Source organism: Leucobacter sp. NPDC015123 (assembly GCF_043080205.1).
Lineage (GTDB): Bacteria > Actinomycetota > Actinomycetes > Actinomycetales > Microbacteriaceae > Leucobacter > Leucobacter aridicollis_A.
The window spans coordinates 16668-33667 of sequence record NZ_JBIBVH010000001.1 but is presented as its reverse complement, the minus strand read 5'-3'; the positions used below and the strand labels follow the sequence as shown (position 1 = coordinate 33667).

The 17000-nt window shown below is 67.6% G+C and carries 17 protein-coding genes; 8 read left to right on the top strand and 9 right to left on the bottom strand.

The window, feature by feature from the left end; all coding sequences use genetic code 11:
* Positions 1–14 precede the first annotated feature (14 nt).
* Genes ACF07D_RS00155 through phnD form a run of 5 tightly spaced genes read right to left on the bottom strand, consistent with a single transcriptional unit; the run spans position 15 to position 4071 of the window.
* Complete coding sequence (locus ACF07D_RS00155; protein ID WP_391503448.1) at positions 15–638, bottom strand: TetR/AcrR family transcriptional regulator; 624 nt, start codon at positions 636–638, stop codon at positions 15–17.
* Entirely contained in the window at positions 635–1393 is a 759-nt protein-coding gene (locus ACF07D_RS00150) for a tyrosine-protein phosphatase (RefSeq protein ID WP_391503447.1), read from the bottom strand. Before ACF07D_RS00150 ends, ACF07D_RS00155 begins: the two co-directional genes overlap by 4 nt.
* Positions 1390–2229 (bottom strand): phosphonate ABC transporter, permease protein PhnE, encoded by an 840-nt coding sequence (phnE, locus tag ACF07D_RS00145; protein WP_119283047.1) that lies wholly within the window; start codon positions 2227–2229, stop codon positions 1390–1392. Before phnE ends, ACF07D_RS00150 begins: the two co-directional genes overlap by 4 nt.
* Complete coding sequence (phnC, locus tag ACF07D_RS00140) at positions 2210–3064, bottom strand: phosphonate ABC transporter ATP-binding protein (RefSeq protein ID WP_119283048.1); 855 nt, start codon at positions 3062–3064, stop codon at positions 2210–2212. The genes phnE and phnC overlap by 20 nt, the downstream gene beginning before the upstream one ends.
* A 56-nt stretch (positions 3065–3120) precedes the next feature.
* Positions 3121–4071, bottom strand: coding sequence for a phosphate/phosphite/phosphonate ABC transporter substrate-binding protein (gene phnD / locus ACF07D_RS00135; protein WP_391503446.1), 951 nt, complete (start codon positions 4069–4071; stop codon positions 3121–3123).
* Positions 4072–4270: 199 nt separating this feature from the next.
* Between phnD and ACF07D_RS00130 the strand changes: the two genes are divergently transcribed.
* Entirely contained in the window at positions 4271–4510 is a 240-nt protein-coding gene (locus ACF07D_RS00130; RefSeq protein ID WP_391503445.1) for a multiprotein-bridging factor 1 family protein, read from the top strand.
* Positions 4510–5733 (top strand): type II toxin-antitoxin system HipA family toxin, encoded by a 1224-nt coding sequence (locus ACF07D_RS00125; protein WP_391503444.1) that lies wholly within the window; start codon positions 4510–4512, stop codon positions 5731–5733. The genes ACF07D_RS00130 and ACF07D_RS00125 overlap by 1 nt, the downstream gene beginning before the upstream one ends.
* On the opposite strand, the gene ACF07D_RS00120 is transcribed toward ACF07D_RS00125, so the two are convergent.
* Genes ACF07D_RS00120 through ACF07D_RS00110 form a run of 3 tightly spaced genes read right to left on the bottom strand, consistent with a single transcriptional unit; the run spans position 5730 to position 9224 of the window.
* Positions 5730–6707 carry an acyl-CoA thioesterase gene (locus ACF07D_RS00120; protein ID WP_391503443.1) on the bottom strand — a complete coding sequence of 326 codons (978 nt, stop codon included), beginning with the start codon at positions 6705–6707 and terminating at the stop codon, positions 5730–5732. The two genes, ACF07D_RS00125 and ACF07D_RS00120, sit on opposite strands and share 4 nt — an antisense overlap.
* A 34-nt stretch (positions 6708–6741) precedes the next feature.
* Positions 6742–8541, bottom strand: coding sequence for an FAD-dependent oxidoreductase (locus tag ACF07D_RS00115; RefSeq protein WP_391503442.1), 1800 nt, complete (start codon positions 8539–8541; stop codon positions 6742–6744).
* 38 nt (positions 8542–8579) lie between these two features.
* On the bottom strand, positions 8580–9224 hold the full coding sequence (locus tag ACF07D_RS00110; protein WP_391503441.1) for a TetR/AcrR family transcriptional regulator: 645 nt from the start codon (positions 9222–9224) through the stop codon (positions 8580–8582).
* Between the two features lie 17 nt (positions 9225–9241).
* Between ACF07D_RS00110 and ACF07D_RS00105 the strand changes: the two genes are divergently transcribed.
* The 5 genes from ACF07D_RS00105 to ACF07D_RS00085 all read left to right on the top strand — a co-directional run bounded on the left by ACF07D_RS00105 (position 9242) and on the right by ACF07D_RS00085 (position 14788).
* Positions 9242–10930, top strand: coding sequence for an FAD-binding oxidoreductase (locus ACF07D_RS00105; RefSeq protein WP_391503440.1), 1689 nt, complete (start codon positions 9242–9244; stop codon positions 10928–10930).
* 31 nt (positions 10931–10961) lie between these two features.
* Positions 10962–11825, top strand: a complete 864-nt coding sequence (locus ACF07D_RS00100) for an SDR family NAD(P)-dependent oxidoreductase (RefSeq protein ID WP_391503439.1) — start codon at positions 10962–10964, stop codon at positions 11823–11825.
* Between the two features lie 105 nt (positions 11826–11930).
* On the top strand, positions 11931–12197 hold the full coding sequence (locus ACF07D_RS00095) for a hypothetical protein (RefSeq protein WP_119283053.1): 267 nt from the start codon (positions 11931–11933) through the stop codon (positions 12195–12197).
* Positions 12198–12247: 50 nt separating this feature from the next.
* The gene (locus tag ACF07D_RS00090; RefSeq protein WP_391503438.1) at positions 12248–13030 is read left to right on the top strand and encodes a glycerophosphodiester phosphodiesterase family protein; all 783 of its coding nucleotides are present in this window, start codon (positions 12248–12250) and stop codon (positions 13028–13030) included.
* A gap of 357 nt (positions 13031–13387) precedes the next feature.
* Entirely contained in the window at positions 13388–14788 is a 1401-nt protein-coding gene (locus ACF07D_RS00085) for a dipeptidase (protein ID WP_391503437.1), read from the top strand.
* A gap of 84 nt (positions 14789–14872) precedes the next feature.
* Here ACF07D_RS00085 and mscL read toward each other — a convergent pair whose 3' ends face one another.
* Entirely contained in the window at positions 14873–15331 is a 459-nt protein-coding gene (gene mscL / locus ACF07D_RS00080; RefSeq protein ID WP_391503436.1) for a large conductance mechanosensitive channel protein MscL, read from the bottom strand.
* Between the two features lie 142 nt (positions 15332–15473).
* Here mscL and ACF07D_RS00075 point away from each other — a divergent pair, with 142 nt between their 5' ends.
* Positions 15474–16994, top strand: coding sequence for a GuaB1 family IMP dehydrogenase-related protein (locus tag ACF07D_RS00075; protein ID WP_391503435.1), 1521 nt, complete (start codon positions 15474–15476; stop codon positions 16992–16994).
* The last annotated feature ends 6 nt before the right edge of the window (positions 16995–17000 follow it).

Sequence of the window (17000 nt, the reverse complement as noted above, 5' to 3'; positions counted from 1 at the left end):
CGACAAGTCGGTGCCTACGCGACCATTCCTCGCCAAGTGATCTCGAACGCCGCGGCGAGCCGGCTCCGGGCGTCCGGCGATTCGAGCGGTTCGCCGCGCACGATCGATTGGTAGTACGCGGCCCCAGCGATCGCGTCGAACGCGGCCTCGACGTCGAGGTCCTGCCGCAGGATCCCGCGCTCGATGCCAGCGCGGAGCGCCCGCTCAACCGGGCCGCGTCGGCGGCTCACGTGCGACTCCCAGTAGGCGCGCTGGAGGGCCCGGTCAGCCATGACGAGGCGGATCCGCTGCCGAAACCGTGCCTCAGAGTATCCCGAGGCGTCGACCGACGCTGGCGAACCGAGAAGCGAGCTAAAGAGCGTCTCCCGGAGGTCTCCCTCGAGCGGGAGCTCCGGTGGCACCGTCCGCCCGACGTCGAGCGCGGCGGCGATGAGCGTCGTGAGTGACGGCCACCGGCGATACAGCGCCGCCCGACTGACACCCGAGCGCTCGACGACACGAGAGACGGTGACGTCTTCCTCGGCGTCGATGAGGCCGAGCACCGCGGAAATGATCTGCGGATCCATGTCGGAGTCGCGCGGCCTGCCGGGGCCACGGCGAACCGTGGCCCCGGCAGGGGCTGGCGCGGTGAGCGTCACGCGCCGAGCGCCCGTGCGCGGAGCTTCGCGATCGTGTCGCCCGTGAGGCCCGCGGCGTGCAGCGGCGCGAGGGCGTCGCCGTGGCGTTCGCGGAGGGAGCCGAGCAGGATCCGCATCGACACGTCCATCCCATCATCCGTGAGCGCCGCGCCGTCGAACGCGGTGGGGTCGATGCCGAGCTTTTCGAACACCGCGCTCATCGCGGTACGTGTGCGCGCCATGATTGCGGGCATGTTCGGTCCCGTCCTCGCGTAGTCGGCGACGATCACGTCATCGTCCGCCCCAAGTACGAGCAGCAGGCAGGCGGCGAGCACACCCGTGCGGTCGCGTCCGGCCGCGCAGTGAAACGCTGTCGCACCGGTGGCGTTCGCGATGATGTCGAGCGCAGTGACGATGAGCGGAGCCGCGCGGTCGATCATGCCGACGTACATCTCGCCCATCAGCTCGTGCGTCAGCTCGGGGGCGTCGCCAGCTGGAGCCTCGATCGAACCCATGAACGGCAGATGATGGTAGGCAACTGGATAGTCGGCGAGGGGGCCGCGGCCTGTCACCTGCACCTCGTGTGGCGAGCGGAGGTCGATGATCGCGGCGAGGCCGTCGGTCACGAGCGTGGCCGCGAACTCGGGGGTAACTGTCGCGAGATCGTCGGTCCGGATCGCGACGCCGTCGCGGAGCGTGCCCCCAGCGATTGGCGTCCCACCGAGGTCGCGCAGGTTGACGGGCGTGCTGAGTTCGATTTCGAGTGTGGCGGTCATGTGATCTTCTTTCTGATGAGGGCGCTGCCCTGGTCGATTGCCGTGACGAGCACGATGATGCAGATGATGATTGCGCTGAGGTGGCCGTAGTCGTACATGCGCATGGCGGTGGTGAGTTCGAGGCCGATGCCACCAGCGCCGACAAGGCCGAGGATCGTCGCCCCGCGCACGTTGCCTTCGAAGAGCAGCAGCGTGTACGAGACGAGCAGCGGGGCTGCCTGCGGCAGTACTCCGTACTGGATCACCTGGCGCTTGGAGGCGCCGACCGCCTGCATGGCAACCATGGGCCCGCGATCGACGGACTCCATCGCTTCGGCGAAGACTTTGCCGATGGAGCCAATGGACCCGAGCGTCATCGCGAGAATCCCCGCGAACGGGCCGAGGCCGACGGCCGAGACGAACATGAGCGCGAAGACGAGGTCGGGCACCGAACGGATCACGTTCATGATCCACCGTGCCGGGTAGTACAGCCACCTGGGGGAGATGTTCGATGAGGCCGCGAACGCGACGATGAGCGAGAGCACCGCACCGAGCACGGTGCCGACAACTGCCATCTGGAACGTCTCGATGAGCAACTCGACTATCTTGCCGAACTTCGAGAAGTCGGGCGGGAACAGCCGCGAGAGGAACTCTCCCATGTTCACCGCGCCCTCGCCGAGTTTCGCGAAGTTGAACTGGGCGCCGTTGAACGACCAGATGAGCACGATGACGGCGACGGGAAGGCCCATGAGGAATCGGGCGCGGGGGAGCGAGACCGCCTGTTCGAGGCGCGCTCGATCAGCTGCTGGCAGCTCGGGCTGCTGTGCTTTCGGGCGCTCAGGCGCCTGCGTGGACACTCGGAATCACCTCCTGGCTGGCGACGATGCCGGTGGCGCCTATACCGGCTGGCCCGTCGGAGCTTGCGGTCCCGTCGGCATACAGGGGCGCGAGTCGCTCCGCGTCGAGGTCGACGGTGCGGCCGCTCACGATCATCTCGCCGTGGCGTAGTCCGACGACGCGGTCGGTGTGGGCGAGCGCCAACGGGAGCACGTGGAGGCTCACGAGCACCGGGATCCCGTCCTGTACCGCGATCTCTCGCAGCAGCTCGAGTACCGAGTCGGCGAGCTTCGGGTCGAGGGACGCGACCGGCTCGTCCGCGAGGATGAGTTTCGGCTGCTGCATGAGCGCTCGCGCAATCGCAACGCGCTGCTGCTGGCCGCCGCTCAGCGAGCGGGCCTGGTCCTTGGCCTTGTGCGCGATGCCTACCCGGTCGAGCAGTTCGAGTGCACGTTTGCGATGCGCCGAGGTGAACCCATAGGCGAGATTGATGGGCCCAGCGCTGTGCAGGGCGCCGGTCAGCACGTTCGTGAGCACGCTCATGCGCGGGATAAGGTTGAACTGTTGGAACACCTGCCCGACCTCGGAACGGAGGGTGCGAAGCTCGCCGCGTCGCAGGTTCGTGACGTCGTGCCCGGCGACGCGCACCTGCCCACCCGATATCGGCGCGAACCCGGTGAGGGAGCGCATGAGCGTGGACTTGCCCGAGCCAGATGAACCGAGCAGTGCGACGATCTCTCCAGGGAAGAGGTCGAGCTCAACCCCGTCGAGCACGTTCGGGCCCTCGTCGTAGGCGACGCGTAGGTCGCGGACGGTGACGAGCGGGAGCGCCTGGCGCAATTCGGCTGTGGTCATGGTGGCAGGATCGGTGGGTGTAGGCGCTGAGCTGGTGGGCGAGTGTCGCAGGGCGCTCACTTGAGATCCTCGAGTTCGACGCCAGCGATCGCTGCGATGTCGGCGAAGGATGAGAAGAAGTCGGGCTTCGGGGCGATCACCGGCTCGAGCCCGGCGAAGCCGCCGTAGCCTGCGAGGCGCTCCTTGTTCTCTGCGGAAAACACCTTGGGTAGCGCTTCTTCGAGCTGGGTGCGTGTCTCTGCGTCGAGCGACTGGCGCGCGAGTACCGACCCCATGACTGCCATCGGCGCGCTCTCGCCGACCGCGCGCCACTCGCCGTCCTCGAACGGGAACATGGGTGCGCCCATCTCGGTGAGCATGAACGCGGTGCACGCCGCGTCGACCTGGCCCTGCTCGAGGGCAGCGAAGCTGCCTTCGTGGCCGCCCGCGAAGATCGCCTCGTAGTCGGTGCCCTGCTCGAGGCCAGCCTCGTGAAGCATCGACACGGGCATGAAGTAGCCGGAGCTCGACGCCTGGTCGGCGAACGCGATCGTCTTGCCCTTGAGATCGGCGGGCGTCTTGACTGGCGAGTCGTTCAGCACGACGCATGTCGAGACGGGCTTGTCGTCGCCTGGCCACGCGAGCAGTGCATCCACCTCGCCGGTGTTCACCGCGAGGGCGGAGGGGAACCCGCTCATGATGCCGATGTCGACGTGGTCCGCACGAATTGCCTCGACGACTGAGAGGTAGTCGGGCACGTCGGTGACCTCAACTTCGCGGCCAGTCTCAGCCTCGAGCAGCTCGACAAGCACGTCGACTGGGTTTTCGGCGGTCGGGTCGTCTGACATGGGAATGGTTGCGATCGTGATCGGCGCATCTGCGGCGGCTGAATCGCTGCCTGTGGGGTCCGCGGCCTGGCAGCCGGTGAGGGCGAGTGCGGCGATGCCGACGATGCCAAGCGAGGTGATGACGTTGCGACGCATGGTGACCTTTCGGGGAGTGAGGCGCTCGGAGAATTCCGAGAACACCTGTATTCAAACTTCCGAAGGTGACGAGCAATTACGAGACTGGGGGTTCGCTTCCCAAAGCTTTGGTGAACGGGTCGTGAATTCCGGCGGCGTACGTATCCGGATTTTCGGATATGCTTTAAGTATCTGGATTTTCGCATAGGCGTCGGTTATCCTGAAAATCGGATATTCCCGCGTTTGAGTCCCCGAAGGAGGGCTGATGGCCAGGTACACGGTGAAGTTGCGCACTCCGGTCGACATCGGCCTGGCCCTGCAGCAAGCTCGGCTCAGCCGTGACCTCTCGCAGACTGAGCTCGCTGACAACGTCGCATTAAGGCAAAGCGTCGTGAGCGAAATCGAGGGCGGTAAGTCGACAATCTACCTGCGGCAGCTCCTTGCGCTCGCCGCGGCCGCCGGGCTCGAGCTTCAGGCGACATGGGTCGACGAGGAGGCTGAGTAATGAGACTCGCCGTTGAACTGCAGGGAACGATCGTCGGGCACCTGGACGGGAATTCGCGCACCTTCGATTTCGAACCGACGCCGCAGGGACTCGCACGTTTCGGTGTGAACAGCCGGGCGCTGTCCGTGAGCATCCCCCTCATTCCCCGCCAACGCCGTGACCGGGCAGGGCGTCGGCGAAACTGGTTCGCAGAACTGCTGCCAGAAGGTGACCAATACGAGTATCTGCTCCTCCAAGGGGGCATCAAGCGCGGCGACACACTGTCCTTCCTGGCGCGATACGGGCGTGACGTCGCGGGCGCGCTGCAAATCTGGGATGTGGACGACCCGACCGAACCGCTCACCCCGGAGCTCCGCCCTGTCTCCCGGGCAGAAGTACGAAGGTTGCTAGAGGACCCGATCGGGGCGCCGCTTGCGAACGACAGCGTCGGTGGGAAATCATCGCTCGGAGGCGTGCAGCCGAAGGTCGTGCTCGTGAACACCGGGGCCGGGTGGGCGCAAGCGCTTGGCGGATACCCAAGCACACATATCTTGAAGCCGCAGCTGCCCGGAACGCGTTCCAGTGTCATCTTCGACGAAGAGTACGGGGCGAGAATTGCCACGCGCCTTGGTCTCGCAGCCTTTTCAACGACCATCGAGGTGTTCGACGGGCTACCAGCGCTCGTCATGGAGCGATTCGACAGGTCTGACGTTGGTCGCGTGCATCAGGAAGACATGAGTCAGGCGCTAGGCGCACGCGGAAACGAAAAGTATCAGGCGCTTGGCGGTGTCGTGAGCCTGCAGCGCATTGCTGACCTGCTGGAGCGCCACGGCTTATACGCGGACACTCACGTCCTTGCGCGAATGGTGGTGCTTGCCGTGGGTATCGGGAACCTTGATATGCACACGAAGAACCTCGGTTTACTTCACGGCCGAGGCGGGGAGGTGTCGCTCGCTCCGGCCTATGACGTCGTTCCCCAGGCGCATCACTCCAACGACGGCGAACTCGCGCTCGCGGTGAACAAGAAGTATCGCCATGTCGACATCACGGCGCAGGATCTTGTCGCCGAGTTTGACTCGTGGGGTATGCGGGACAGCGAGCGATTCGTGAACGCCGCGCTTGGGGAGCTGCGTGAGGCGGTGCGGGCGGAGGAGCCGCACGCCAGCGCGTTTCCGGAGCTCCGCACTCAGATTCTTGGGTTCGTTAGTAACCTGCGCGCCGGAACCAGTGTGGGCGGGGTCTAGGAGGGGCGCGGCTCGGCGGGCGCTACGAGGCTGAGCGTGACTCGCTGGAAGCTGGGCGCACTCGCACGATCCCCTCCTGTATGACTGTGGCGACGAGAGCACCGGCGCGCGACGATCTCGCCCTGACACACGACGTGGTCGCCGGTTGCGCTCACGAGGCGCTGTGAGAACAGTAGCCAGTCGGACGGGGAGAAGTCGGAGTGGAACCAGATGTTCTGCTGCACTGTCGTCGAGAACATGCCTGGCGCGAGCCAGCCGTGCCCGAGCGCTGCGGCGGCTGGTTCGAGGATCGTGTCGTCGGCGATGTAGGCGACGAGAGCGATGCGGCCCTCCGGCGTCGCGAGCAGCTCCCGCTGCGCTGGTTCGTTGCCCGTGAACCGCACCCACACCCGATTCGTGGTGCGCGGCTGCACGGTTTCGCCATACAGGGGCGGGTCAATATGCCTGGTGTCGAGCGCGCGTGCCTCGGCCCAGTAGGCGTCGAGCGGTGCGGGGTCGCCGGCCGCCGCCGAGAGCGGCCCGCGCGCCGCGATTGCCTCGGCGGCGGTGGGGAGCGACTCGGGGCCGGGGATGCCCTCGACACCCGGCACGTTCGCGGCCGGTGCCTCGCCCGGGCACGGCGCACGAAGCAGCACGGTTGCGGCGGCGATCTCTCTGTTGCTCTGAACCAGTCGAACCGATCGGTTCGCATACCTGAACCCGTCGCGCACCCGCTCGACGACGTAGCTGAGTGTGCGGTCGCGGTCACCTGGGAGGAGGAACGCGATCTGCATGCTGTGTGGCAGCTGCCCCGCTGCGGCTGAGCGTACCGCTGCTGCGAGTGCCCCAACGGAGAGGTCGCCGCCGTAGGCCGCTGGCCACGGGGTCGCGACCGTGCGGCCGGTCCACGCCTCGAACGAGTCGCCACCTGCGCCCGGAGCTGTGGTCTGCGTGAGCCCCCACGGGGTCGAAAGCTTCGGGTGGCGGTCGGTCATCGCTGGGCGGCCCTTTCGTGAGTTGCGCTCAACCCTACGCGAAACGGTCGAGGAGTTGCTCGGCCGTCGCTTCTGCGTCGGCAGCGAGCCGCGGGTCGAGTGCGAGCCGCGTTCTGCGGGCGAGCAGGTCTGCGGAAGTGGCCGCGCCCTCCGCGAGGATCCCGAACGCGAATTCGGCACGCGTGATCCCGGCACCCGGCGCGACCTCGGCCGCGAGCTCGGGATGCACGGCCGCCAGCGCTGCGACGCGTTCAGCTTCCCAGCCGTACACCCTGGCGAGGCGGGAGACAGTCGCGCCGTCGGAGACTGGCCAGACCGCTGAGGCGGCCCGCGCGCTCTCGCGCAGCGCCGCGGCTGGCGACGGGCGCCTCCGTGCCGCGGCGGCGCCGCGAGGGCCGTGCTCGGACCCAGGCGACCCGATGAGCGGCACGCGCTTGGTCACCGCGGGCAGTTCGGCAGGGCTTCTCCCGAGCCTGCGCACCGCGGCGTCGACCGCATCCTCTGCCATCTTTCGGTACACGGTGAGCTTGCCGCCGGTGACGGTGATTGGCCTACCGGGGGCGTCGAGTACGAGGTGCTGTCTCGATGCGGAGGCCGATGGGCGCTCGGATACCCCGCCAGTGCGACTGACGGAGCGGACGAGGGGGCGCAGCCCCGAGTAGGCGCTGAGCATGTCTGCGCGCGTGAGCGGGACTGCGAGCGACTCGCTTGCGACCTCGAGCAGAAAGTCGATGTCGGCCTCTGGCACGCCGGGGGCGTAGCCGTCGGCGCCCAGCGCGGGCTCGTCGGTGAGCCCGAGGTAGGAGAGCCCGTTTGCCTGCGGCAGCACAAACACGTACCGCCCGAAGTGGCCCGGGACTGGGGCGGTGATGACCGCTCTGGGGTTGCCGAAGACCTCTGACCTGAACACGAGGTGTGTTCCGCGGCTCGGGGCGAGGTCGACGGCCGGCGTGAGCTCAGCTGCCCAGACGCCTGTCGCGTTGATGACGGCGCGCGCACGGACGTGGAACTCGGTGCCCTCGCCCGATGGGTTCCCCGCGCCGTCGTCGGCCACGACCAACGCCTCCCTGTCTGTCGCCTGGGCGACGCGGCAGCCTGTCACGATGTGCGCGCCGTGCCGTGCCGCGGTGCGGGCGAGCGCGACGACGAGCCGCGTGTCGTCCTCAACTGCGCCGTCCCAGTACACGAGCCCGCCACGGAGCCCGTCCTCCTTGAGCGTTGGCGCAAGGAGCAGCGCTTCCCGCGCGCTCACGCGCTTCGGCTTCGGGAGTACCCGATCGGGGAGGCCGCTTGCTGCGCGGAACGCGTCAGCGATCCTGATTCCAGTCTCCGAGAGGGCGTCGCCGAGCCTGCCGTCGAGCGGGCTGCGGCCCGCGGCGCCGGGGCTGGCGTCAGTCCCGGTCTCAGTCCCGGGGTCAGCGCCCGAGCCAGGGGGCTGGGCGGCGCGACCGTCTCTTACCGCGGCGTCTTCACCTCCACGGTGGTGCGCGAACCTCGGCACGAGGAACGCCGTGGGGGTGACGAGGTGGGGCGCGATGCGCCGCATGAGCGCCTCTCGCTCGACGGCCGACTCCCAGGCGAGCGCGACGTCGCCCTGCGCGAGGTATCGCAGTCCGCCGTGAACGAGCTTCGAGCTGAAGCCGCTCGTGCCGCTCGCGGGATCCTTCGCCTCGACGAGGGCTGTCGAGAGTCCGCGGGTCGCGGCGTCGAGCGCGATGCCAGCGCCGGTCACGCCGCCACCGATTACCAGCACGTCGACCTCGTGCTCAGCGAGGTGGGCAAGCGCGCGGGCGCGACTTGCTCGGTTCACATCTCCGGGGAGTGGTTCGAACATGTCGCCTCGTTTCTGGCCGGCAGGTCCCGGCCGTTCGGCTATGCGATGGTGACGGGAGTGGTGGGGGGAGCCTCGGCCGCCGGCAGGCCGACGCTGAGTGCGGCGAGCGCGATCCCTGAGAGTTCTTTCGCAGCGCGGGCGAACGCGTCGCCCTGCAGCAGTGGAGCGCCAAGGGCGACGCCGCGAACGAGCAGCAGGAGCGTGAGGCTCGTGGGCGCGGCGGCGGCGATCGAACCGTCGCCGAGCCCCTCCTGCCTCAGCTCCTCGATCGCCTCGAGCACGAGTTCCTGGCTGCGTCCGAGCCTGCCGCTGAGATAGGGCTCGATGAGCTCGGGTTGCTCGGCGAGAACGCACGTGATGAGATCTGAGGCGACGAATGCTTCAGCGCCAGTCCCGAGGAACGCAGCGAGTCGTGCTGCTCCCGAACTCGTCTCAATTGGGGGCAGCGCCGCGCGCAGGCCGGCGACCGCGCGCGTGAACTCGCGGGTGAGGGTGAGCAGGATCGCGTTGTCCATGCTTCCCATGGCGCGATACAGCGTCATTCGTGAGATCCCGGCGGTGTCGGCCACATCCTGAGCGGTGAGCTTGCGCGGGCCATAGCGGCGGAGCCCCGCGGAAACCGCGTCGAGGATCGCCTCGTCGCGCGCGATGACCGAAGAGCTCCTGTGACTATGTGCGTCCATGTGTCACACTGTAACGTATGGCTGCTGATATTACCGAGAGCGTCCCCGTATCCCCGTGGTGGGGCTGGGCGCCGCCGACCCCCGGCGGCGCGCTGAGCGAGGGCACCCTTGCCGTGCTCGCCGAGCGCCTCGGAATCGACGCCGAGGCTGCACGCAGGCCCGGCGTGCTCGATGCTGCGCCTGCCACGATCCCGAGCGACGCTGACCTCGCCGCGTCAGCGCTCACGGAGGCAGCGGTCGCCGCCCTCGTGGCCGCAGCCCCGACCGGAGCCGTTGCGCAGGATGCAGCGAGCCGGGTCGCACACGCCGCCGGCAAGAACACAGTCGACCTCCTCCATCAGCGCGCAGGCACCCCACTCGCGCTGCCCGACGCGGTTGTGCGCCCGGGCGAACGCGCCGAGGTCGCGGCGGTACTCGCGGAGTGCGTCGCGCACGGCGTCGCCGTCGTCCCCTTCGGCGGCGGTTCAAGCGTCGTCGGGGGAGTCGCTCCGCTCGCTGGCGAGCACCACGCAGTGATCGCGCTCGATCTCACTGGGCTCTCCCGGCTTCTCGACCTGAACGAGCGCGACCGCACCGCGACGTTCGAGGCAGGCGTGCGGGGCCCCGACCTCGAGCGGCAGCTCGCCGACCGCGGCTACACGCTCGGGCACATCCCGCAGTCGCACCAGCAGGCGACCCTCGGGGGCTACGCCGCGACCCGATCGGCCGGGCAAGCATCGACAGGGTACGGTGCGATCGCGGAACTCATCACCGCGATCCGCATCGAGACGCCAACCGGCCCGCTCGTGCTCGGTGGGCGCGCGCCAGCATCGGCCGCCGGCCCAGACCTCAGGCACCTCGTCATCGGCAGCGAGGGCACGATCGGCGTCATCACCGAGGTCACAGTCGCGGTGAAGCGGAAGCCGACGACGAAGGCCTACGGCGCATGGGCGTTTCCATCGTTCGAGGCAGGAGCGGAGGCGATCCGTGCGCTCGCGCAAGACGGCGCGGCGGGAGACCTCCCCGACGTGTGCCGCCTGAGCGACGAGGAAGAGACCGAACTCACCCTCGCCCAGAGCGGCGGCACGCAGACAGAGATGCTGCGCCGCTGGCTGCGCTCCCGAGGGATCGATACGCCGGCGCTGCTTCTCGGCGTGTGGGAGGGCTCAGGCTCAGAGCCGAAGGCGAGGCTCCGGCGTGCGCGCAAGATCCTCCGCGCCCACGGCGCCGTCTCCGCGACGAGCGCACCCGCCGCCGCGTGGGACCGGGGCCGGTTCAGTTCACCCCGTCTCCGCGACGAACTACTCACCATTGGCGTGCTCGTCGATACGCTCGAGACCGCGGCGACATGGACGAACCTTGCGGCGACCCACACGGCCGTCGCCGCAGCGATCCGGGGAGCGCTCGCCGCAGGCCCGGCAGGCGGCGGCATCGCGAGTGCAGTGCAGGGGCACGTCTCGCACGTCTACAGGAACGGTGCGTCGCTGTACTACACATTCATCGCGAAGGCCGAGCACGATCCCGTCGCGCAGTATGAGCGGGTGAAGCGCGCGGCAAACGAAGCCATCGTCGCCTCGGGCGCGACGATCACCCACCACCATGCCGTCGGAACCGAACATGCGGCGCACCTTCCCACCGAGATCGGTGAGCAGGGCGTGCGGATCCTCCGCGCGGTCAAGCGCGAGCTCGACCCGACGGGCATCATGAACCCAGGAAAGCTCATCTAGCTCGCGACGAAGCGAGAGAAAGCGGGACGCAATGGCCCAACAGACTGACGTGCGCCGCGTAATTCCGGGCGCGACCGTGCTCATCACCGGAGCCGCCCGCGGAATGGGCGAGCTGTACGCCCGCCGCGCCGCCAGAGAGGGCGCGGCAAAGATCGCCCTCTGGGACCTCGACGAGGATCGCGCGACGGCGCTCGCCTCCGAACTTGCAAGCCCCCGCGGGCGCGTAGGAGGCCCCGACGTGCGCGTCTACACTGTCGACGTCTCGGACAGGGAAGCTGTCGCCACGGCTGCCGCACGTGTGCGCGACGAGCTCGGCGATCCTGACGTTGTCGTGAACAACGCCGGCATCGTGCGCGGTGCGCTCTTTTGGGAGCACGACGCTGAGCGTGACATTGAACTGACGATGCGAGTGAACGCGCTCGCCCCGATGTGGATCACGCGAGAGTTCCTGCCAGCGATGATCGCCGATAGGACTCGGCCGAAGCGGATCCTCAACATCGCCTCCGCCGCCGGCACGCTCGCGAACCCGCGCATGAGCGTCTACGCCTCCTCGAAATGGGCGATGATCGGGTGGAGCGAGTCGCTCAGGCTCGAGCTCACCCGCACAGACAACGCGCACGTCGCGGTCACCACGTTCTGCCCGAGCTACATCTCGACGGGCATGTTCGCGGGCGCGCGAGGGCCGCTCTTCACCCCCATCATGCGGCCGCAGCAAGCGGTGCAGGCCGCATGGAGCGGGATGCTGAAGGGGACGCCGATGGTACTCCGGCCGTGGACTGTGAAACTCGCGATGGCGATGCGGGGTATCTTGCCGACGCGAGCCTGGGACGTGCTGGGCGACCGCGTGTTCAAGGTGTACTCGTCGATGGACAGGTTCACGGGGCGCGCCGACTAAGGGTGCCACCCCGAGGGCGCCTCGGGGAAACCGTGGCACCTGGGTATCACGCGGTTCATACTTCGGGGTGACGCGCAGCGGCCCGGTGAACGGGAGTATGGAAGCATGAAGTTCCCCGAGGTGTTGAAGCAGCCATCAACGTTCGTCGCCGCCGCGCTCGTGACCGCGTGCCTCGTCGCGCTGCTCGCCGCAATTGGTGGGTTCCTGCTCATCGACGGCGCAACGCGCACCGCGCTTTCGATGAAGCCTGTCGGCTCAGGGATCGTAGCAAGCTCGTCGGGCGAGAACTCAGGCTCAGAGACGTCGCAGCCCGCACCTGAGCGGGACAGCGCGGCTGCTGCCGGTGGTTCGATCGTCGCGGCCCGCGGGTAAACACACCGGCCGCCTCCGAAGCGAGCGCACACGGGGAATATGCTTGAAACATGTTGCACCCATTCTTCTCGGAAGGGCAGAAGCCTCGCATCTTCGGGCACCGCGGGTACGTGTCAGCCGCGGAGGCTGAACGCGGCATCGTCGAGAACTCGAGAGCAGCGATCGCGGCGGCGCTTGCTGCGGGCGCAGACTACGTAGAATCCGATTGTCAGCTGACAGCCGACGGCGTGGTCGTGCTCTTCCACGACAACACGCTCGAACGAACCCTCGGCGACACGCGGCGTATCTCGCAGGTCTCGAGCGCCGAACTCGCCGACGCCATGGCCGAGCGTGGAGAGCTTCTCACTCTCGAAGCGGCGCTCAGCGACTTCCCGTCGGCGAGGCTCAACCTCGATATGAAGACCCCAGAGGTCGCCACCCCCGCCGGGACGCTCATCGGAGAGCTCGCCCCAGCGCGTGTGCTTATCAGCAGCTTCTCCGACACGCTCAGACGTGAGGCGCTCGCCGCGGCTGAGGTCGGTGGCATGCGGCCAGCGACAGGTGCGGGTCAAAGCGCAATCGTCAAGATACTTGGAGCGGTGGCGATGCGTTCGGCTTCCCTGCTCGACAGGGCATTTGCCGGGATCGATGCGTTGCAAATCCCAGTCAAGCAGGGCCCGGTGAAGGTCTTGAGCCCGGGTCTACTGCGCGCAGCCCACGCGCGTGGGGTCGAGGTGCACATCTGGACAGTCAACGAGGCGGCCCAGATTCGAGAGCTCGTAGAGCTCGGAGTCGACGGGATCATCACTGACCGGACGGACGTCGCGGTCGCGGCGCTGCGCGGTTCACGCTGATCTGGGCCAGCACATGCTGGCCCAGGTCGTGGCGTTACCGGGCGCAGCTGCAGCGGTCAGCGACCGCGACGCCCTGCAGCGCATCTTCAATGTGTTCGCCGCAGCCGGCCCAGGTCGGCTTCGAGCAGGTCTCGCAGGTTACGCGTGCGCACATGATGTGTCCTTCGTGTGGTGGGAGCCGACCGCAACGGTCGGGCGGGCAATGATCGGTGGCACTGTGTTTCTGGGCGCCCCAATATGGGGCGCCCAACACTGTCCATCCACACCATCAAACCAGACCATCGCATAGATAGGCTTAAGGATTGAAGAGGGCGAGCCGCGAAGACGCGCGCCGCCACCGGCTACGAAGGAGACCCGATGAGCGAACAGCTCGAAACAGTCATCAAGCAGCACATTGATACCGCGTTCGAAACCACGATCGAGGAGCTGTGCGAACTCGTGCGGATCCCGTCGGTGTCATGGCCCGCGTTCGATCCAGCGCACGTGCAGGAGAGCGCCGAGAAGGTTGCCGAGCTGATGCGCTCCACTGGCGTCTTCGAGTTTGTCGACATCAGGCGCGCACCAGTGGCGGGGCAGGAGAACGAAGCTGATCCTGAGCTCGGCCAGCCTGCCGTGATCGCGCGCCGGCCCGCGAAGAACGGTGCCCCGACAGTTCTCCTCTACGCACACCACGACGTGCAGCCTCCCGGCAAGGAGGAGGAGTGGGATACCCCGCCGTTCGAACCGACTGAGCGAAACGGTCGGCTCTACGCTCGCGGTGCCGCCGACGACAAAGCTGGAGTGATGGTTCACGTCGCAGCCATCCGTGCGCTCATCGAAGCGAAGGGCGAGGACTTCGACCTCGGTCTCGCCGTCTTCATCGAGGGGGAAGAGGAGTGGGCGTCACAGTCGTTCGCGAACTTCCTCCACGAGAATCGTGCGGAGCTCGAGGCCGACGCGATTATCGTCGCCGACTCGGGGAACTGGGACGTGGACACCCCGGCGCTCACTGTCGCGCTCCGTGGGGCCGTCGCATTCAACGTGCGCATCGAAACGATGGCTCACGCGACCCACTCGGGCATGTTCGGCGGCGCGGTTCCCGACGCGATGCTCGCGGCAGTGAAGCTGCTCGACACGCTCTGGGATGAGGACGGCTCGGTCGCTGTCGAGGGGCTCACGAGCGCCGACCTCACAACCCCCGAGTACGACGAGGCGCGTCTGCGCGAGGAGTCGGGCCTGCTCGACGGTGTCTCCCCGATCGGTCGCGGCGAGATCCTGTCACGCATGTGGGCCCAGCCGGCAATCACTGTCACCGGCATCGACGCGCCCAACATCGCGAACGCCTCAAACACGCTCATCCCGAGCGTGCTCGTGCGCATCTCGGCCCGAGTTGCTCCGGGCCAAGACCCGCAGGAGTTCTACGACGCGCTCACCGGCCACCTCACGAAGCACGCGCCGTTCGGCGCGAAGCTCACGTTTGAGGATCCGGGTCTCGGCCAGGCGTTCAGCGTCGATACCTCGGGCCCCGCGGTCGCGCACATGCGTGCGGCGATGACCGGCGGCTTCGACCGTGAGCCCATCGACATGGGCATTGGCGGTTCAATCCCGTTCATCGCCGACCTCGTCGACGAGTTCCCGCAAGCGGAGATTCTGGTGACTGGCGTCGAGGATCCTGACGGGCGCCCGCACTCGCCGAACGAGTCGCTGCACCTTGCGTCGTACAAGAAGGCGCTTGCGACCGAGGCGATTTTCCTCGCTCGCATGAACGACGGCCTGTAGCCGCGTCACTTCCCAAACACAGGAGGGGCTGGTGGATCAGATCCACCAGCCCCTCCTGCGTTGGGCGCGAGGCCCAAAAGAGCGCTACTCGGCGTGTGCCGGACCGTCGGTCGCTTTCGGTACGGCCGGTGCTGCCAGGGGAGCGGCGGCCGATGCGCCGCCGTTCTGTGCCTTGAGGAGGTCGCGGATCTCGCTGAGCAGCTCCTGCTCGGTCTCGACGACGGGCTCTTCGGCTGCGGGAGCGGTGCGCTTGCGGAGCTCGTTCATGGGCATGACGAAGACGAAGTATACGACCGCCGCGACGATGATGAAGTTGATGAGAGCGCCGAGTAGAGCGCCGAAGGCGATCGTTCCTCCGTTGGGCAGATCCACCATGAGGGCCGTGTCGAGTGAGTCTGCCTTGAAGAACATGCCGATCACTGGCGTGATGAGTGACGACACGACCTTCTCGACGACGGCGTTGAATGCCGCACCAATGACAACAGCTACCGCCAGATCGACAACGTTGCCGCGGAGTAGGAACTCCTTGAAACCTTTGAACATGTGCTTCCCCTTATTGCGTGAACCGTGAACCAGAGCAGGTGTTTCGCACCTAATGTATTGCGAATCAGGGCCGGGCGCGAGCACATCTGATTCATGTTGCGATCTCAGGTGAGCAGGCGCCGTCCCGGGGTACGCTGAAGCCATGGACTTCATCGGTGCCCAGCCCACGCTCGATCTCACCTACTCCGACGTCTTTCTCGTACCGCGCCGCTCGGCGGTCGGTAGCCGCCTTGCGGTGGACCTCGCGCCGACTGACGGGACGCCCGCGACGATCCCGCTGGTCTCCGCGAACATGAACTCGGTGACAGGCCCCAGGCTCGCGGCCGTGCTCGCCCGCCGAGGCGGTCTCGGCGTCCTGCCCCAGGACATGTCCGAGAGCGGGCTCACCGACGCCATCGCCTGGGTGAAGGCGCAGCCGGTCGGATTCGACACCCCGATTGTGCTCGGCCCAGAGCAGACCGCGGCCGACGCGCTCCGCCAGGTGCCTGCGGCTGAGGGGCAGGTCGTTGTTGTCGTCGAAGGCGGCGCGGCGTATGCGGGCGCCCTGCCTGGCGGCTCCGAACCTGGCCAGACGTTCCCAGCAGGCCGCGTACTCGGTGTCCTCGCCGCAACCCGGCTCGCCGAGCTGCCGGGGGATGCGAAGCTCGGCGATCTCGCCTCCGGCCGCGTCCCAGTCCTGGATCTTGGGGAGCTCGGCGACGCTGCGCGTGACCCGCGCGCCATGTTCGACGCTGTCGACGACGCGCTCAGCGACAGCGGAGCCGAAGCCGTGATAATCGCTGACGGCGGTATGGTGCGCGGCACGCTTTCGCGCCGGTCGGCGCTGCGCGCATCGATTTACAGGCCCGCACTCGATGCGAGCGGACGCCTCGCGGTCGCTGTCGCCGTCGGAATCAACGGCGACCCGGCAGCGCGCGCACAAACTCTGGCCGCCGCAGGTGCCGACGTGCTCGTCGTCGATACCGCGCACGGCCACCAGGAGGGCATGATCCGGGCGCTCAGGGCAATCTCCGCCCTCCGGCTCGGCCTCCCGATTGTCGCTGGCAACATCGTGACGGCAGACGGCGTCACCGATCTTGTGCGGGCGGGCGCCACGATCCTGAAAGTGGGCGTCGGGCCAGGCGCGATGTGCACGACCCGCATGATGACCGCAGTGGGTCGCCCGCAGTTCTCGGCCGTGCTCGAAACGGCGCAGGCCGCGCGCGAACTCGGAGCCCACGTGTGGGCCGATGGCGGGGTTCGCTACCCGCGCGACGTCGCGCTCGCGCTCGCGGCAGGCGCAGGATCGGTGATGATCGGCTCGTGGTTTGCCGGGACTGCTGAGTCGCCCGGGGAGCTCCTCGCCGACGCGAACGGCAGGCAGTACAAGGAATCGTGGGGCATGGCCTCCACGAAGGCAGTGCAGGGCAGGTTTTCGAAGCTGGACGCGTTCGAGCGCGCGCGAAAGGAGCTCTTCGCGGAAGGCATTTCCTCGTCAAAGATCTATCTCGACCCGCAGCGCCCGAGTGTCGAGGATCTCGTTGACATGATCACGTCAGGCGTGCGTTCGTCGTTCACCTACGCGGGTGCAGCGTCGCTCACCGACTTCCACGTGAACTCACGCGTCGGGCTGCAGTCGGCCGCCGGTTACGAAGAGGGAAAGGCGCTGCCAGTCTCCTGGTAACGTTCC

What these genes read in the sequence shown, in the direction of transcription:
- ACF07D_RS00095 (WP_119283053.1), top strand. Translation starts at nt 11,931, where the DNA reads ATGAAGTTCCCCGAGGTGTTGAAGCAGCCATCAACGTTCGTCGCCGCC.
- ACF07D_RS00105 (WP_391503440.1), top strand. Translation starts at nt 9,242, where the DNA reads ATGGCTGCTGATATTACCGAGAGCGTCCCCGTATCCCCGTGGTGGGGC.
- phnC (WP_119283048.1), bottom strand. Translation starts at nt 3,064, where the DNA reads ATGACCACAGCCGAATTGCGCCAGGCGCTCCCGCTCGTCACCGTCCGC.
- ACF07D_RS00125 (WP_391503444.1), top strand. Translation starts at nt 4,510, where the DNA reads ATGAGACTCGCCGTTGAACTGCAGGGAACGATCGTCGGGCACCTGGAC.
- ACF07D_RS00130 (WP_391503445.1), top strand. Translation starts at nt 4,271, where the DNA reads ATGGCCAGGTACACGGTGAAGTTGCGCACTCCGGTCGACATCGGCCTG.
- ACF07D_RS00075 (WP_391503435.1), top strand. Translation starts at nt 15,474, where the DNA reads ATGGACTTCATCGGTGCCCAGCCCACGCTCGATCTCACCTACTCCGAC.
- ACF07D_RS00150 (WP_391503447.1), bottom strand. Translation starts at nt 1,393, where the DNA reads ATGACCGCCACACTCGAAATCGAACTCAGCACGCCCGTCAACCTGCGC.
- mscL (WP_391503436.1), bottom strand. Translation starts at nt 15,331, where the DNA reads ATGTTCAAAGGTTTCAAGGAGTTCCTACTCCGCGGCAACGTTGTCGAT.
- ACF07D_RS00115 (WP_391503442.1), bottom strand. Translation starts at nt 8,541, where the DNA reads ATGTTCGAACCACTCCCCGGAGATGTGAACCGAGCAAGTCGCGCCCGC.
- ACF07D_RS00100 (WP_391503439.1), top strand. Translation starts at nt 10,962, where the DNA reads ATGGCCCAACAGACTGACGTGCGCCGCGTAATTCCGGGCGCGACCGTG.
- ACF07D_RS00120 (WP_391503443.1), bottom strand. Translation starts at nt 6,707, where the DNA reads ATGACCGACCGCCACCCGAAGCTTTCGACCCCGTGGGGGCTCACGCAG.
- ACF07D_RS00085 (WP_391503437.1), top strand. Translation starts at nt 13,388, where the DNA reads ATGAGCGAACAGCTCGAAACAGTCATCAAGCAGCACATTGATACCGCG.
- ACF07D_RS00090 (WP_391503438.1), top strand. Translation starts at nt 12,248, where the DNA reads ATGTTGCACCCATTCTTCTCGGAAGGGCAGAAGCCTCGCATCTTCGGG.
- ACF07D_RS00110 (WP_391503441.1), bottom strand. Translation starts at nt 9,224, where the DNA reads ATGGACGCACATAGTCACAGGAGCTCTTCGGTCATCGCGCGCGACGAG.